Below are 16,160 nucleotides of genomic sequence, written 5' to 3'. Positions count from 1 at the left end.
CAGGAAACCCCGGCTTCGGCCGGGGTTTTTTGTTGGGCGTTTCGTTCTGGACGAAGACCGGTTCGACAAGCTGCGTTAAGATGCCCCGGCGTCACGCGACAGGGCCTGTCCCGCGGAGATCGAACGCATGCCGGATATCTCGCAACCATGGTGGCAATTCCTGTTGCGTGCAGGGCACCTGCTTGCCGGTATCGTGTGGATCGGGCTGACGTACTACTTCAACCTCATCCAGTCCGAGTATTTCCGGGAAGCCGTCCCGGATGCCCGGGTCGACATGATCAAGAAACTCGTCCCGCTTTCCCTGTCGTGGTCGCGGATGGCCGCGCTGTTCACGTTCCTGAGCGGGGTGCTGCTGATGTTCACCTCCGGTGAGGCAAGCGGCGGCCTGAGTCTGGATATCGCGGTCGGTGCGCTGCTCGGCACCCTGATGTTCCTGAACGTCTGGTTCGTGATCTGGCCCAAGCACCGCATCGCCTGTGGCCTGGCGGTCGGCGATGCGGCAGTCGCCGGCCCGCGCGCACAGCTCGCCTCGCGCACCAACGTCGTCTTCTCGCTGGCAATGCTGCTGTTCATGACCTCCGCGGCACACTTGCCGGGGGTGGCGTTGCGCGATGCCGGGCAGATGGCGCTGGAGGTAATCGTCGTCATCATTGGCGTGGTCGAGGCGAACACGATCCTGGGTCGGATATGGCCACCGATGCTCACGGTCCGCGGACTCGCAGGCTGCACGGCGGGATTTGCGTTGCTGCTGTGGACGATCGTGCGCCTGGCCTGATTCCGTACTAGTTCGGCAACAAAAGAAGGTCTGTATCTGCGCCCGGCTGGATATAATCCGCCGACCTACGATCGACACGCGTACAGCGCTCCCGGCGATGCCTAGTCCCGATGACCTCCACTTGACGGATCTTCCGAGTATCGTCCCGGAACGCGACGAGATCGCACCGTACCGACGCCAGCCGCAGGCCGAGGTGCACGAGCAACGGAAGCAGGAATCCTCAGCGCCGGCCGAGACCGTCGCCGGCGTTCCCGGTGCCTGGCGGGCGTTGGCGATCGCAGCACTGTTGTGCGCGATCGCCGCCGTGGCCGGTGCTGCGGTACTGTTCAACCACACGCAGGCGCTCGAGCGGACGCTTGCGCAGTCGAACCTGCGTATTGCCGATCTCGAGGGGCGTTTGTCGAGCACCGACGACAGCGTGAACCAGTCGAGCGCCGCGATGCAGGTCAAGCTGAAGGAAGTCGCTGGTGAGGTCGACAAGCTGTGGGCCTCGGCCTGGCGCAAGAACGGTGCACGCATCGATGAGCTCGAAGCCGCACTGAAGAAGACCAGTGCCACGGCCGATGCCGATCACAAGCAGCTTGGCGAGATTGCAGCGGCGCAGACGAAGCTGCAGCAGCGTGTCGCGTCCGGCGAGGAGATCGCCGCGCAGTTGAAGACACTGAAGGAGCAGCAGGGGAGCCTGCAGAGCGCGATTGGTCGTCTCAACAGCACCATGAACACGCTCACCAGCACGCAGAGCGCGCAGGAATCGAGGCTCAAGGAAGGCGAGCAGTGGGTGCAGTCGAACGTGGAATTCCGTCGCCAGGTCAACCAGCGCCTGACGCGATTGGAGAATCCCCCGTCGGCGTTGCAACCCTGAATGCAGAAGATGTCGGCATGAATGCCGACCCACGAAACGACGTAGGTCGGGTTTCAACCCGACAGGTGAACGCCACGTAGGTCGGGTTTCAACCCGACAGGTGAACGCCACGTAGGTCGGGTTTCAACCCGACAGGCGAATGCCACGTAGGTCGGGCTTCAGCCCGACAGGTGAACGCCACGTAGGTCGGGCTTCATCCCGACAGGCGAATGCCACGTAGGTCGGGTTTCAACCCGACGGGTGAATGCCATGTGGGTCGGGCTTCAACCCGACAGGCGAATGCCACGTAGGTCGGGCTTCAGCCCGACGGGTGAATGCCACGTAGGTCGGGCTTCAGCCCGACGGGAACGGTACATACGATCGGTCGGCATGAATGCCGGCCTGCGCACGAGGAGACGCTGCATGACCCTGATCCGCCAGGATGACCTGATCGCCAGCGTGGCCGATGCGCTGCAGTTCATTTCGTACTACCACCCGGTGGACTTCATCCAGGCGATGCACAAGGCGTATCAGCGCGAACGGAATCCGGGTGCGAAGGACGCGATCGCGCAGATCCTGATCAACTCGCGCATGTGTGCACAGGGGCATCGTCCGATCTGCCAGGACACCGGCATCGTCACCGTGTTCGTCACGGTCGGGATGGACGTGCGCTGGGACGGCGCGACGATGAGCCTCGACGACATGATCAACGAGGGCGTGCGCCGCGCGTATCTGGACCCCGACAACGTGCTGCGTGCCTCGATTCTGGCCGACCCGGCCGGTGCGCGCCGCAATACCAGGGACAATACACCGGCGGTGATCCACTACCGCATCGTACCCGGCAACACGGTCGACGTTCATGTCGCAGCCAAGGGCGGCGGCAGCGAGAACAAGTCGAAGCTCGCGATGCTGAATCCTTCCGATTCGATCGTCGACTGGGTGTTGAAGACCGTGCCGACCATGGGTGCAGGCTGGTGCCCGCCCGGCATGCTCGGTATCGGCATCGGCGGCACGGCCGAAAAGGCAACGCTGCTGGCGAAGGAAGCCCTGCTCGATCCGGTCGACATCTACGACCTGATCGCACGCGGGCCGTCGAGTCGCACCGAGGAGATGCGCATCGAACTGTTCCGCAAGGTGAACGAACTCGGTATCGGTGCGCAGGGTCTCGGCGGCCTCAGCACCGTGCTCGACGTGAAGATCAGGGACTACCCCACGCATGCGGCGAGCCTGCCGGTGGCGATGATCCCGAACTGCGCTGCCACGCGCCATGCGCACTTCGTGCTCGACGGCAGTGGGCCGGCGCTGCAGGAGCCGCCCGCGCTCGACGCCTGGCCGGACATCACCTGGGAGGCGGCCGATGCGCGGCGCGTGAACCTCGATACCGTCACGCGCGAGGATCTGGCGCAGTGGAAGACCGGCGAGACGCTGCTGCTGTCCGGCCGGATGCTGACCGGGCGCGACGCGGCGCACAAGAAGATGACCGACATGATCGCCGCTGGTGAAAAGCTGCCGGTCGACCTGGCGAATCGCTTCATCTATTACGTGGGTCCGGTGGACCCGGTGCGTGACGAGGTGGTGGGGCCTGCGGGTCCGACCACCGCGACGCGGATGGACAAGTTCACCCGCACGATGCTCGAGAAGACCGGGCTGATCGGCATGATCGGCAAGTCCGAGCGCGGCCCGACCGCGATCGAGGCGATCCGCGACAACCAGGCCGTGTACCTGATGGCGGTGGGCGGCGCAGCGTATCTGGTGTCGAAGGCTATCACCGCAGCGAAGGTGGTGGCGTTCCCGGAGCTCGGCATGGAGGCGATCTACGAGTTCGAGGTGAAGGACATGCCGGTGACGGTGGCCGTCGATACGCGCGGCGAGTCGGTGCACACCACCGGCCCGAAGATGTGGCAGTCGCGCATTGCCGCCGAGCGTATCGAAGTGGTGTAGGTCGGGCTTCAGCCCGACGGATACGTCGGCATGAATGCCGACCCACGCGGTCGAACGCGGCGAACGTAGGTCGGGCTTCAGCCCGACAGGTATGGCGGTAATCCCGTCGGCATGAATGCCGACCCACGCGGTCGCACGCGGCGAACGTAGGTCGGGTTTCAACCCGACGGATACGTCGGCATGAATGCCGACCCACGCGATCGAACGATGCGAATGTAGGTCGGGTTTCAACCCGACGGATACGTCGGCATGAATGCCGACCCACGCGGTCGCACGCGGCGAACGTAGGTCGGGTTTCAACCCGACACCCGGCGCGACGCACAAGGGGAATGGATGGCGCCCGAGCCGAGCTTCTACTGGCACGACTACGAAACCTTCGGTGCCAACCCGGCGAGTGACCGCCCGGCGCAATTCGCCGGTCTGCGTACCGATGCCGAACTGCGTGAAATCGGCGAGCCACTGCTGCTTTATTGTCGCCCGCCGGAAGACTACCTGCCCCACCCGGATGCCTGCCTGATTACCGGCATCACGCCGCAACTGGCGCACGAGCGTGGCCTTGCCGAGCGCGAGTTCATCGCCCGCATCCATGCCGAGCTGGTGCAGCCTGCAACCTGTGCAGTGGGCTACAACAGCATCCGCTTCGACGATGAATTCACACGCCACACGCTGTATCGCAACTTCTTCGATCCCTACGAGCGCGAGTGGCGCAACGGCAATTCGCGCTGGGATCTGATCGACGTGCTGCGCATGGCGCGTGCGCTGCGCCCCGACGGGATCGAGTGGCCGGATCATCCCGATGGGCGGCCGAGTTTCCGGCTCGGGGATCTGTCGCGTGCCAACGGCATCGAACATGCAGATGCGCACGATGCACTCGCCGACGTGCGTGCGACGCTGGCGCTGGCGCGTCTGCTGCGTGCGCGCCAACCGAAGCTGTTCGGTTATGCGCTGCGCGCGCGTGACAAGAACTGGGTGCGCGCGCAGTTCGATTACTCCGGCGCCAAGCCGCTGCTGCACGTCTCGGCGCGCTTTGCGGCCGAGAATGGCAACATGGCGCTGGTGCTGCCGCTGGCAGAGCACCCCGGGCAGCCGAACAAGGTGATCGTCTGCAACCTCGCGCTCGATCCATCACCGCTCGAGCGTTTCGACGGCGAACGTCTGCGCGAGCTGCTGTATACGCCTGCTGCGGCGCTGCCCGCCGATACGGCGCGTGTGCCGCTGAAGGAGTTGCACCTGAACCGCAGTCCGATGGTCGCTCCCGCCGCGATGCTGACGCCCGAACTTGCCGCGCGTCATGGCATCGACCTGGCAAGGTGTGAATCGAACCGGCAGCGCGTCTGTGCGATACGCGGGTTGCGCGAGAAGCTCGCTGCGATCTACCGTGAGGCGGCGGAGCGCCCGCTGGTCGATCCTGAGCTCGCACTCTACGACAGATTTTTTTGCGATCGTGATCGCCGTCTGGCCGATCGTGTGCGCTTGCTCGACGGCGCAGAACTCGCACGCCAGAGTTTTCCGTTCGAGGACGAGCGTTTGCAGGAGTTGCTGTTCCGTTATCGTGCACGCAATTTTCGATCGTCGCTGAGTGCGAATGAGAGCGCGCGCTGGCGGGAGCACTGCGAGGAGCGGGTGCAGCGCAAGCCGCTGCGTGGTGGGCTCGATTGTGCTGCGTTGCGAGAGCGTATCGAAGTCTTGCGTGTGGAGCGTGACGGCGATGCGCGCGCGCAGGCGGTGCTCGATGCCGTTGCAGCGTGGGGCGATGAACGATGTGGGTCGGGCTTCAGCCCGACGGATGCGTCGGCGCGTGATATGTCGGCATGAATGCCGACCCACGTGGGTCGGGCTTCAGCCCGACAGGGCGTGGCGGTAATTCCGTCGGCATGAATGCCGACCCACGTGGGTCGGGTTTCAACCCGACAGGGCGTGGCGGTAATTCCGTCGGCATGAATGCCGACCCACGTAGGTCGGGCTTCAGCCCGACAGGTACGGATTCGGACACACACGGGGAGACAGGCGCAGATGGATTTCGCGGGTTCGCACATTCTGTCGGTGGAACGGTTCGAGCGCGCCGACATCGAACGCGTGTTCGACGTCGCCGACTCGATGGCGCCGTACGCGCACCGCCACCGCATCACGCGGGTGCTCGAAGGCGCGATTCTCGGCAACATGTTCTTCGAGCCGAGCACGCGCACACGGGTGAGCTTCGGCTGTGCCTTCAACCTGCTCGGCGGCGACGTGCGCGAGACCACCGGCTTCGAGAGTTCGGCCATCTCCAAGGGCGAATCGCTGTACGACACCGCGCGCGTCATCAGCGGCTACAGCGACATCATCGCGATGCGCCATCCGGTGGCAGGCTCGGTCGCCGAGTTCGCGGCAGCGAGCCGCGTGCCGGTGGTCAACGGCGGTGACGGTGCGAACGAACATCCCACGCAGGCGCTGCTCGACCTCTACACGATCCGCAAGGAAATGCGCGATCGCGGCGGCAGCGTCGACGGCCTGCGCATCGCGATGATCGGCGACCTGCGGTTCGGCCGCACCGTGCATTCGCTGTCGAAGCTGCTGGCGTGCTTCGAACGCGTGCACCTGACGTGCATCGCTCCGGCAGAGCTGCGCATGCCGGGCGAGATCGTCGAGTTCCTGCGCACGCGCGGTCACACCGTGGTCGAATCCGATGCGATGGAGCAGTCGATCGCTCACGTCGACATCGCCTACTCGACGCGGATCCAGGAGGAGCGCTTCACGAGTCGTGAGGAAGCCAACCTGTTCCGCGGGCGCTACCGGCTGAACCAGGCGATCTACACGCAGTTCTGCGAACCGAACACGGTCATCATGCATCCACTGCCGCGCGACTCGCGTGCGGAAGCGAACGAGCTCGACCCCGATCTGAACGAGAACCCGAACCTTGCGATCTTCCGCCAGACCGACAACGGCGTGCTGGTGCGCATGGCGCTGTTCGCGCTGGTGCTCGACGTGGTTCACCTGGTGCGTCGCCATGAATCGCCGGTGAGCTGGTATACCGGCAAGCGTTTCGCGGAGTGAGACCTATGCGACCCTTCGGTCACGACGACGTCGAATTCGTCGGCGAGAAGACGGTCTGGAGCGGCTTCTGGAAGCTGAAACGGTTCCGCCTGCGTTTTCGTCGTTTCGCCGGTGGGTGGTCGGAAGTCGTCAGCCGCGAGCTGCACTGCCGCGGCGAGGCGGTGGGAGTACTGCTTTACGATCCCGTGCTCGACGCGGTCGGGATGGTCGAGCAGTTTCGCATAGGCGCGGCATTTCGCGCCGGCAGCCCGTGGCTGCTCGAACTGGTTGCGGGCCTCGTCGAACCGGGTGAGACGCCGGCCGAGGTCGCCGTGCGCGAGACGGCCGAGGAATCCGGCAGCATCGTGCGTGAACTGCTGCCGGTCGCGGGGTATTACTCCAGCCCCGGTGGTACCGACGAGTACTTCCACCTGTTCTGCGCCCGCGTGAATCTGGATGGTGTGCGCGAGCTGCACGGCATGGCAAATGAGCACGAGGACATCCGCCTGCACGTGATTCCGTACGCGAAACTCGTGGAAATGCAGCGCGACGGGCGTTTCGACAACGCGCACACGCTGATCGCGCTGCAGTGGCTGCACCTCGAGCGTGACGGAATTCGCCGCGCGTGGGCCTGATCCGCTGCTTTCTCGCGATCGATCCCGGCGCAGCGCTGCGGGCACGGCTGGTGGCGCTGCACGCGGCGCTGGCGGCCCATTTTCCATCGCCTGCGCTGCGCTGGATCGCGCCCGAGGATTACCACCTGACGCTGGTGTTCCTCGGGCAGGTGCGCGTCGACGAGGTCGTGCGCATTCGCGAATGCGTCGCGGCGGTCACGCCGACGTTGGTGCCGCTGCGTTACCGGTTGGTGGCGGCGCGTGCGTTCCCGGATGCGCACAAGCCGCGGGTGCTGGCTGCTCTGCCTGACGATCCGCAGCCTTTGCTGCGCTGGCATGCGCCGCTGGCCTTCACGCTGGCGCAGGCGGGGTTCGCGATCGAGCACCGTGCCTACCGTCCTCACCTCAGCCTCGCGCGCTGGAAGGGCCGACCGGCTGATACGCAACCTGCGGACCTTGCGCTCGAGCTCGACGGCGAGGCGCGGGCGGTCACGCTGTACGAGAGCCGTGGCGGGCATTACTGGCCCCTGTTCCGCGAGCGCTGTGGGCGAGGGCTTCGCAGTGAATGAATCCGCCGTGCGTGCCAACACCGGACGACGACTGTTTCGCTCGAGTCTCGTGGTCGGCGCGATGACGATGATCTCGCGCGTCGCCGGGCTGGTGCGCGACGTGGTGATCGCGTCGATGTTCGGCGCCGCTGCCAATGCCGATGCCTTCTTCATCGCGTTCCGCATCCCGCAGTTCCTGCGCCGGCTGTTCGCCGAGGGTGCGTTCTCGCAGGCCTTCGTGCCGGTGCTGTCGGAATACCGTGCCACCCGCACGGTCGCGGAGGTGAAGGGGCTGGTCGACGCCGTATCCGGTGTGCTGGGTGCAGCGTTGCTGGCGGTGATTGCGCTCGCGGTGGTGGGCGCTCCGGTAGTGACGTTGGTGTTCGCGCCGGGCTTCACGCAGATGCCCGAGAAGATGGCGCTCACGGCGGGCATGATCCGTATCACGTTCCCGTACCTGTTCTTCATCTCGATGACCGGCTTTGCCGGTGCGGTACTGAACAGCTATTCGCGCTTCGCGGTGCCGGCGTTGACGCCGGTGTTCCTGAATCTGACGCTGATAGCCGGTGCGCTGGTTGCTTCACGCTGGTTTGCGGAGCCGGTGTTTGCGCTTGCCTGGGCGGTGTTCATGGCCGGCCTGATCCAGTTGCTGTTCCAGTTGCCGTTTCTTGCCCGGCTGCAGATGCTGCCGCGCCCGCGTCTGGAGGTCGGTCATCCGGGCGTGCGCCGTATCCTGAAGCTGATGCTGCCGGCGCTGTTCGGCGTGTCGGTGAGCCAGATCAACCTGCTCATCGATACCGTGTTGGCCTCGTTCCTGCCTACCGGCAGCGTGTCGTGGCTGTACTACGCCGAGCGCCTGACGGAGCTTCCGCTCGGGGTGTTCGGCATCGCGATCGCAACGGTGATCCTGCCGGGTCTGTCGCGCGAGTATTCGACACGCTCGCCCGAGGAGTTCCGCCACACTCTCGACTGGGCGATCAAGATGATCCTGCTGATCGCGCTTCCCGCCACGCTTGCGCTGGTGCTGCTTGCTGCGCCGATCCTGGATACGTTGTTCGGCTACGGCGCGATGAGCCAGCGCGATGTTTCGATGGCTTCGCTGAGCCTTGCAGCGATGGCGCTGGGTTTGCCTGCATTCATGCTGATCAAGGTGCTGGCAACCGCGTATTACTCGCGTCAGGACACACGCACTCCGGTCATCATCGGCATCAAGGCGATGGTGGCGAACATGGGGTTGAACCTGCTGTTGGTGATTCCGTTGCACCATCTGTGGCAGGTAGGGCACGTGGGACTGTCGCTGGCGACCACGCTTGCGGCGTATCTGAACGCCGGGCTGTTGTTGCTCGGGCTGCTGCGGCGCGAGGTGTATCGTCCCGAGCCTGGCTTGCGACGCGATATGGCGAAGATGCTGGTGGCGGTAACGCTGATGGGTGCGCTTCTGGTCGCGACATTTCCGTGGCTGTCGCAGCTTGCAGCCTTTGGCTGGCCAGTGCGTGTGCTGCGCCTCACCGCGGCCTGTACGGCCGGGGTAGTGGTTTACTTCGCTGCGTTGGCGCTGCTTTTTCCGGCCGAACGCGGGCGGATCCGTTCGTTGCTGCAAAGACCGTAGGCCGGGCTTCAGCCCGACGGCCGTGGCGGCAACCCCGTCGGCACGAATGCCGACCTACGCAGGTCGGGTTTCAGCCCGACGGTCGTGGCGGCAACCCCGTCGGCATGAATGCCGACCCACGTAGGTCGGGCTTCAGCCCGACGGGTATGGTGGCAATTCCGTCGGCATGAATGCCGACCCACGTAGGTCGGGCTTCAGCCCGACGGCCGTGGCGGCAACCCCGTCGGCATGAATGCCGACCCACGTAGGTCGGGTTTCAACCCGACGGCCGTGGCAGCAACTCCGTCGGCATGAATGCCGACCCACGTAGGTCGGGTTTCAACCCGACGGTCGTGGCGGCAACCCTGTCGGCATGAATGCCGACCTACGTAGGTCGGGTTTCAACCCGACGGTCGTGGTGGCAATTCCGTCGGCATGAATGCCGACCCACGTAGGTCGGGCTTCAGCCCGACGGCCGTGGCGGCAACCCCGTCGGCATGAATGCCGACCCACGTAGGTCGGGTTTCAACCCGACGGTCGTGGCGGCAACCCTGTCGGCATGAATGCCGACCTACGTGGGTCGGGTTTCAACCCGACAGGTGGGTGCATCAACAGTCGGCATGAATGCCGACCTACGTGGGTCGGGTTTCAACCCGACAGGCGTTCTGGGGCGCTTGCCTTGTAGTGGCGCGGTTGGGCACCGATAATCGTCGTGAATTGAAACCCCATGCCGGCCGGATCAAGGCAGGTACAGCCATGGAGAGATCACGAGATGAAATGGAACCTGCCGGTCGATGAGTTCACGACGCCCAACCCGGTTACGGCGACGGAGGAACAGTCGATCGACGAGTTGCGCCAGATGATGCATGACTGTGGCGTACGCCATCTGCCGGTCGTGCGCGACGGCAAGGTGGTGGGTGTGGTCAGTGACCGCGACGTGCGCGTGGCGCAGGGCCTGGGTACCGAACATCGCTTCCAGGTGCGCGCGGCAGACATCATGGCCACCGACCCGGTGATGGTACCGGCTTCGATGCCCCTCGATCGGGTGGCGTTCACGATGTCGGACCGCAAGATCGGCAGCGTGATCGTGAACGAGGACGACGGTGAGTTCCTCGGCATCTTCACCGTGACCGATGCACTGAATGCGTTGATCGAGATCAGCCGCGCGGGACGCGAGCACGACTGAGGAAGAGGCGCCGTGCGCGGCGGGATGCCGCGCTATAATCGCGCGCTCGATTCACCAGCCCGGGGCGGGAGCGGCGCATTGGAACTGATCAGGGGGTTGCACAACCTGCGCGACCGCCATCGTGGCAGTGTAGTGACGATCGGTGCCTTCGACGGCGTACACCGGGGTCACCAGGCCGTGATCGCCGATCTGCTGGTACGCTCGCGCACGCGGGGGCTGCCCGCGACCGTGATCGTGTTCGAGCCGCTGCCACGCGAGTATTTTGCGCCGCTGCAGGCGCCGCCGCGCCTGATGAGCTTCCGCGAGAAGTTCGGGGTGCTCGCCGGGCTCGGTGTGCATCGCCTGCTGCGAATCCGCTTCGACCGGGACTTCAGTACGCTGTCCGCACACGAGTTCATCGACACCGTGCTGGTGCACGGGCTTGGCGCGCGCCACGTGGTGGTCGGTGACGATCTGCGCTTCGGGCACGCTCGCGAAGGCAATGTCGAACTGCTGCGCCGCGAGGGCGAGCACGCCGGCTTCGAGGTCGAGGCGACCGGTACCGTCGCGGTGCAGGGCGAGCGGATCAGCAGCACACGCCTGCGTGCGGTGCTTGCAGCGGGCGATTTCGCCAGCGCCGAACGCATGCTGGGGCGCCCGTACAGCATGCTCGGCAAGGTGGTCTACGGGCAGCAGATCGGACGCAGCATCGGTGTGCCCACCGCCAATATCGAGTTGCGGCGCCTGCGCTCACCGCTGTCGGGGGTCTACGTGGTCGAGGTCCGGATGGACGGGCGACTGCTGCCCGCCGTGGCCAATGTGGGCACTCGACCCACGGTCAGCGACGGTATCAGGGCGAATCTCGAGACCCACCTGCTCGATTTCAGCGGCAACCTGTACGGACGCACGATCGAGGTGATCTTTCGACGTCTGGTGCGCGAGGAGCGCAAGTTCGGCTCGCTGGACGAGCTGCGCGACAACATCGCGGACGACATCGGGGTGGCGCGCGCGTATTTCGCTGCGTGCAGCCCCTAACGGAAGCAACGGAAACCATGAGCGATTACAAGCACACACTGAACCTTCCGCAGACCGAATTCGCGATGAAGGCGAACCTCGCGACGCGGGAACCGGAGACGCTCGCACGCTGGCAGGCCGAGGACGTCTACGGGCAGATTCGTGCAGCGCGCGCGGGTCGGCCGAAGTTCATCCTGCACGACGGACCGCCGTACGCGAACGGCGAGATCCACATCGGGCACGCGGTGAACAAGATCCTGAAGGACATCATCGTCAAGGCGCGCACGCTGGATGGCTTCGACGCCCCCTACGTTCCGGGCTGGGATTGCCACGGCCTGCCGATCGAGCTGAACGTCGAGAAGAAGGTCGGCAAGGCCGGCGTGAAGATCAGCCACCACGAGTTCCGCACCCATTGCCGCGACTACGCCCGCAGCCAGGTGCAGCGCCAGCGCGAGGACTTCATCCGTCTCGGCGTGCTCGGTGAATGGGACCGCCCTTATCTCACGATGGATTTCGCATTCGAGGCCGACATCGTGCGCGCGCTGGGGCGCATCGTCGCCAACGGCCACCTGCTGAAGGGCGTGAAGCCCGTGCACTGGTGCATGGACTGCGGATCGGCGCTCGCGGAGGCCGAGGTCGAGTACCAGGAGAAGACGTCGCCAGCGGTCGATGTGCGTTTTCGCGCGCTCGACCCGGTCGGCGTCGGGCGTGCGTTCGGCGTCGAGCTCGACGCCGGTGCGCGCGTTTCGATCCCGATCTGGACCACCACGCCGTGGACGCTGCCGGCCAACCTCGCGGTTGCGCTGCACCCGGCGCTGCCGTATGTGCTGGTGCGTACGGGCGATGGGGCGAATGGTGAATACCTGGTGCTGGCCGAGGCGCTGGCGCGCCAGGTGCTCGCGCGCTGCGGCATCGATGCCTTCGAATGCTTCGGTGAGTGTGCCGGCGGTGCGCTCGAACACCAGTTGCTGCAGCACCCGTTCCTCGAGCGCCAGGTGCCGGTGATCCTCGGGCTGCACGTGACCACCGAAGCGGGAACCGGCGCCGTGCACACGGCACCCGCGCATGGTATGGACGACTTCCTGGTCTGCCAGGGTTACGGCATCGAAGCGCTGAACCCGGTCGACGGTCAGGGTGTGTTCGTCGAGGGCACGCCGTTCGTGGCCGGCCAGTACGTGTTCAAGGCCAACGCGACGATCGTCGAATTGCTGCGTGAGCGCGGCGCGCTGCTGCATGACGTGCCGTACCAGCACAGTTACCCGCACTGCTGGCGCCACAAGTCCCCGGTGATCTTCCGCGCGACGCCGCAGTGGTTCATCGGCATGGACGCCAACGCGCTGCTCGTGACCGCGCGCGATGCGATCACCGGCGTGGAATTCGTACCCGCGTGGGGCAGGGCGCGCATGGAGGGCATGCTGGAGAGCCGCCCCGACTGGTGCATCTCGCGCCAGCGCACCTGGGGCGTGCCGATCGCACTGTTCGTGCACCGGCAGAGCGGTGTGCTGCATCCGCGCACGGCCGATTTGATCGAGGAAGTGGCGCTGCGCATCGAGCAGGGCGGTATCGACGCGTGGTTTGCGGCCGATCCCGCCGAGCTGCTCGGTGACGAAGCTGCGCAGTACGAGAAGATCACCGACACCCTCGACGTGTGGTTCGACTCCGGCGTCACGCACGCCTGCGTGCTGACGCGCCGCCCCGAGCTCGCGTTCCCTGCCGATCTCTACCTCGAGGGTTCGGATCAGCACCGCGGCTGGTTCCAGTCCTCGCTGCTCACTTCCGCCGGCATCCACGGTTGCGCGCCGTACAAGGCGGTGCTCACGCACGGCTTCACGGTCGATGCGACCGGGCACAAGATGTCGAAGTCGCGCGGCAACGTGATCGCACCGCAGCAGGTGATGAAGACGCTCGGTGCCGACATCCTGCGTCTGTGGGTTGCAGCGACCGATTACCGCGCCGAGATGACCGTCTCCGACGAGATCTTCAAACGTACCGCCGATTCCTACCGGCGCATCCGCAACACCGCGCGCTTTCTGCTCTCGAACCTGGCCGGTTTCGATCCGGCTTCGCATTTGCTCGCTGCCGACGGGCTGCTCGCACTCGATCGCTGGATGGTGGATCGCTCGGCGCGGCTGCAGCGCGAGATCATCGCGGCCTACGACACGTATCAGTTCCACCTGATCTACCAGAAGCTGCACAACTTCTGCGTGAACGACCTCGGCGGCTTCTATCTCGACGTGATCAAGGATCGCCAGTACACCACGCAGACCGACAGCCGTGCGCGCCGTTCGGCGCAGACGGCGCTGTACCATGTGCTGGAGGCGCTGGTGCGCTGGATCGCACCGATCCTGAGCTTCACGGCCGACGAGATCTGGCGCTGCATGCCGGGAGATCGCACGGCGTCGGTGTTCACGGTGCGGTGGTACGACGCGCTCGTCGAGCTGCCTGCCGAGGCGGAGCTCGGGCGCGATTTCTGGCAGTTGCTGATGCAGGTGAAGGACGAGGTCAACCGCGAGCTGGAACGCCGTCGCAACGAAGGCGTGGTCGGCAGCGGGCTGAGCGCAGAAGTGACCGTGTGGTGCGATCCGGCGCTGGCACGCCAGCTCGAACGCCTGGGTGAGGAGTTGCGCTTCGTGTTCATCACCTCGCAGGCGCGTGTCGTGTCGAGCGGCGACGCCCCGGCCGATGCGGTGGAAACGGCGATTGCGGGGCTGAGGCTGCGCGTGGAGCCGTCGGCGGCGCCGAAGTGCGTGCGCTGCTGGCACCATCGCCCCGATGTGGGTACGCATGCCGGGCACCCGGAGCTCTGCGCGCGTTGCGTGGAGAACGTCGACGGCCCCGGCGAGACACGCCGCTATGCCTGAAAGCAGTCGTGCATGTCCGGCGTCACCCCGCCACGCCGTACGCCCGGCGTCACCCCGCCGCACCGTACGTCCGGCCTCACCCCGACATGACGTAGGTCGGGCTTCAGCCCGACAAGGCGTAGGTCGGGCTTCAGCCCGACAGGGCCCCCGCATCCGAGGCGCAGCCCTGCCCACAAGGCCAAGCACATGAATCCGCGCTGGTGGTACCTGCTCTCGCTCGCCGTGATCGTGCTCGACCACATCACCAAGTACCTTGCGAGCGCGCACCTGGAATACGGCGAACTCGTGACGCTGCTGCCCGTGCTCGACCTCACGCTGCTGCACAACCGTGGCGCCGCGTTCAGCTTCCTGAGCGACGCCGGCGGCTGGCAGCGCTGGTTCTTCGCGGCGATCGCGGTCGGTGCCAGCGCCTGGATCGCGTTCTGGCTGCAGCGCCTGCCGGCGGGCAAGCGCTGGCTGGCGGCGAGCCTTGCGCTGATCCTCGGTGGCGCACTCGGCAACCTGATCGACCGCGTGCTGCTGGGGCACGTGGTCGATTTCATCTTCTTTCACTGGAAGAGCAGCTATTTCCCGGCGTTCAACGTTGCCGATTCGGCGATCACGCTCGGGGCGATCATGATGGTGATCGAGATACTGTTCCTGGACCGGGAGGGTCGCGATGCGCATCCGGCTGGCTAATCCGCGTGGTTTCTGCGCCGGAGTGGATCGTGCGATCGAAATCGTGAACCGTGCGCTCGAAGTGTTCGGCGCCCCGATCTACGTGCGCCACGAGGTGGTGCACAACCGCTTCGTCGTCGATGATCTGCGCTCGCGTGGTGCGGTGTTCGTCGACGAGCTGCAGGAAGTGCCCGATGGCGCGATCGTGATTTTCAGCGCGCACGGTGTCTCGCAGGCGGTGCGACACGAGGCGGCAGGGCGCGGCCTGAAGGTCTTCGACGCCACCTGCCCGTTGGTCACCAAGGTGCATATGGAGGTCACGCGCTACAGCCGCCAGGGTCGCGAATGCATCCTGATCGGGCACGCGGGGCACCCCGAGGTAGAGGGCACGATGGGCCAGTACGACACCGCGAACGGCGGCGCCATCTACCTGGTGGAAAGTGCCGAGCAGGTGGCTGCACTCGCGGTGCGCAACCCCGCCGCGCTGTCGTACGTGACGCAGACCACGCTGTCGGTCGACGACACGCGCGCCGTGATCGACGCGCTGCGTGCGCGCTTCCCGGAGATCCGTGGGCCGCGACGCGATGACATCTGCTACGCGACCCAGAACCGCCAGGACGCGGTGAAGGAGCTCGCTGCGGACTGTGATCTGGTGCTGGTCGTCGGTTCACCGAACAGCTCCAACTCGAACCGCCTGGCCGAACTCGCGCGACGCATGGGCGCCGAGGCGCACCTGATCGACTCCGCCGCCGACATCGACCCGGCGTGGCTTGCAGACAAGTCCGTGATCGGCGTCACGGCGGGTGCCTCGGCACCGGAGACCCTGGTGCGGCGCGTGATCGATCGTCTGCAGGAACTCGGCGCAAGTCCGCCCGAAGAGATGGCGGGTCGGGTCGAGACGATCACGTTCTCGATGCCACGCGAGCTGCGCCCGTAGGTCGGCATTCATGCCGACGATGACCACGGCGTTGCTGCCACATCCCCGTCGGGTTGAAACCCGACCCACACGGACTGACACCCGATCTGCGTGGGTCGGCATTCATGCCGACGATGGCAACGACGTTGCCCGCCACATCCCCGTCGGGTTGAAACCCGACCTACGTAGGTCGGCATTCATGCCGACGATGGCCACGGCGTTGCCGCC

The 16,160-nt window shown here is 65.7% G+C and carries 13 protein-coding genes; all 13 read left to right on the top strand.

Annotated features, from left to right (window positions below; genetic code table 11):
- Nucleotides 1-127 precede the first annotated feature (127 nt).
- The 13 genes from H7A12_13735 (at nucleotide 128) to ispH (ending at nucleotide 15,953) form a co-directional block, all read left to right on the top strand.
- Complete coding sequence (locus H7A12_13735; protein ID MCP5321864.1) at nucleotides 128-775, top strand: antitermination protein NusG; 648 nt, start codon at nucleotides 128-130, stop codon at nucleotides 773-775.
- 121 nt (nucleotides 776-896) lie between these two features.
- The gene (locus H7A12_13730) at nucleotides 897-1,637 is read left to right on the top strand and encodes a hypothetical protein (protein MCP5321863.1); all 741 of its coding nucleotides are present in this window, start codon (nucleotides 897-899) and stop codon (nucleotides 1,635-1,637) included.
- Nucleotides 1,638-2,039: 402 nt separating this feature from the next.
- Entirely contained in the window at nucleotides 2,040-3,557 is a 1,518-nt protein-coding gene (locus H7A12_13725; protein ID MCP5321862.1) for a fumarate hydratase, read from the top strand.
- 333 nt (nucleotides 3,558-3,890) lie between these two features.
- Nucleotides 3,891-5,372 carry an exodeoxyribonuclease I gene (gene sbcB / locus H7A12_13720; GenBank protein MCP5321861.1) on the top strand — a complete coding sequence of 494 codons (1,482 nt, stop codon included), beginning with the start codon at nucleotides 3,891-3,893 and terminating at the stop codon, nucleotides 5,370-5,372.
- A 198-nt stretch (nucleotides 5,373-5,570) separates the two neighbouring features.
- The gene (locus H7A12_13715) at nucleotides 5,571-6,590 is read left to right on the top strand and encodes an aspartate carbamoyltransferase (GenBank protein ID MCP5321860.1); all 1,020 of its coding nucleotides are present in this window, start codon (nucleotides 5,571-5,573) and stop codon (nucleotides 6,588-6,590) included.
- A 5-nt stretch (nucleotides 6,591-6,595) separates the two neighbouring features.
- Nucleotides 6,596-7,204: an NUDIX domain-containing protein gene (locus H7A12_13710; protein ID MCP5321859.1), complete on the top strand. Its 609-nt coding sequence runs from the start codon at nucleotides 6,596-6,598 to the stop codon at nucleotides 7,202-7,204.
- Complete coding sequence (thpR, locus tag H7A12_13705) at nucleotides 7,195-7,752, top strand: RNA 2',3'-cyclic phosphodiesterase (GenBank protein ID MCP5321858.1); 558 nt, start codon at nucleotides 7,195-7,197, stop codon at nucleotides 7,750-7,752. The genes H7A12_13710 and thpR overlap by 10 nt, the downstream gene beginning before the upstream one ends.
- On the top strand, nucleotides 7,745-9,340 hold the full coding sequence (gene murJ / locus H7A12_13700; protein ID MCP5321857.1) for a murein biosynthesis integral membrane protein MurJ: 1,596 nt from the start codon (nucleotides 7,745-7,747) through the stop codon (nucleotides 9,338-9,340). The genes thpR and murJ overlap by 8 nt, the downstream gene beginning before the upstream one ends.
- 751 nt (nucleotides 9,341-10,091) lie before the next feature.
- On the top strand, nucleotides 10,092-10,505 hold the full coding sequence (locus H7A12_13695) for a CBS domain-containing protein (GenBank protein ID MCP5321856.1): 414 nt from the start codon (nucleotides 10,092-10,094) through the stop codon (nucleotides 10,503-10,505).
- 78 nt (nucleotides 10,506-10,583) lie between these two features.
- Nucleotides 10,584-11,519 (top strand): bifunctional riboflavin kinase/FAD synthetase, encoded by a 936-nt coding sequence (gene ribF / locus H7A12_13690; GenBank protein MCP5321855.1) that lies wholly within the window; start codon nucleotides 10,584-10,586, stop codon nucleotides 11,517-11,519.
- A gap of 17 nt (nucleotides 11,520-11,536) precedes the next feature.
- Nucleotides 11,537-14,359, top strand: coding sequence for an isoleucine--tRNA ligase (gene ileS, locus H7A12_13685; protein ID MCP5321854.1), 2,823 nt, complete (start codon nucleotides 11,537-11,539; stop codon nucleotides 14,357-14,359).
- Between the two features lie 186 nt (nucleotides 14,360-14,545).
- Nucleotides 14,546-15,037 carry a lipoprotein signal peptidase gene (locus H7A12_13680; GenBank protein MCP5321853.1) on the top strand — a complete coding sequence of 164 codons (492 nt, stop codon included), beginning with the start codon at nucleotides 14,546-14,548 and terminating at the stop codon, nucleotides 15,035-15,037.
- A complete protein-coding gene (ispH, locus tag H7A12_13675; protein ID MCP5321852.1) occupies nucleotides 15,018-15,953 on the top strand; it encodes a 4-hydroxy-3-methylbut-2-enyl diphosphate reductase in 936 nt (311 codons plus the stop codon). Before H7A12_13680 ends, ispH begins: the two co-directional genes overlap by 20 nt.
- Nucleotides 15,954-16,160: the final 207 nt, after the last annotated feature.

It is taken from the genome of Pseudomonadales bacterium, from assembly GCA_024234165.1.
Lineage (GTDB): Bacteria > Pseudomonadota > Gammaproteobacteria > Pseudomonadales > UBA5518 > UBA5518.
This window is presented reverse-complemented; position numbering and strand designations above follow the sequence as displayed.

Bases quoted from the DNA above. Each gene is read 5' to 3' on its own strand.
- H7A12_13735 (MCP5321864.1), top strand. From the start codon at position 128: ATGCCGGATATCTCGCAACCATGGTGGCAATTCCTGTTGCGTGCAGGG.
- H7A12_13725 (MCP5321862.1), top strand. From the start codon at position 2,040: ATGACCCTGATCCGCCAGGATGACCTGATCGCCAGCGTGGCCGATGCG.
- sbcB (MCP5321861.1), top strand. From the start codon at position 3,891: ATGGCGCCCGAGCCGAGCTTCTACTGGCACGACTACGAAACCTTCGGT.
- H7A12_13715 (MCP5321860.1), top strand. From the start codon at position 5,571: ATGGATTTCGCGGGTTCGCACATTCTGTCGGTGGAACGGTTCGAGCGC.
- H7A12_13710 (MCP5321859.1), top strand. From the start codon at position 6,596: ATGCGACCCTTCGGTCACGACGACGTCGAATTCGTCGGCGAGAAGACG.
- H7A12_13695 (MCP5321856.1), top strand. From the start codon at position 10,092: ATGAAATGGAACCTGCCGGTCGATGAGTTCACGACGCCCAACCCGGTT.
- ileS (MCP5321854.1), top strand. From the start codon at position 11,537: ATGAGCGATTACAAGCACACACTGAACCTTCCGCAGACCGAATTCGCG.
- H7A12_13680 (MCP5321853.1), top strand. From the start codon at position 14,546: ATGAATCCGCGCTGGTGGTACCTGCTCTCGCTCGCCGTGATCGTGCTC.
- ispH (MCP5321852.1), top strand. From the start codon at position 15,018: ATGCGCATCCGGCTGGCTAATCCGCGTGGTTTCTGCGCCGGAGTGGAT.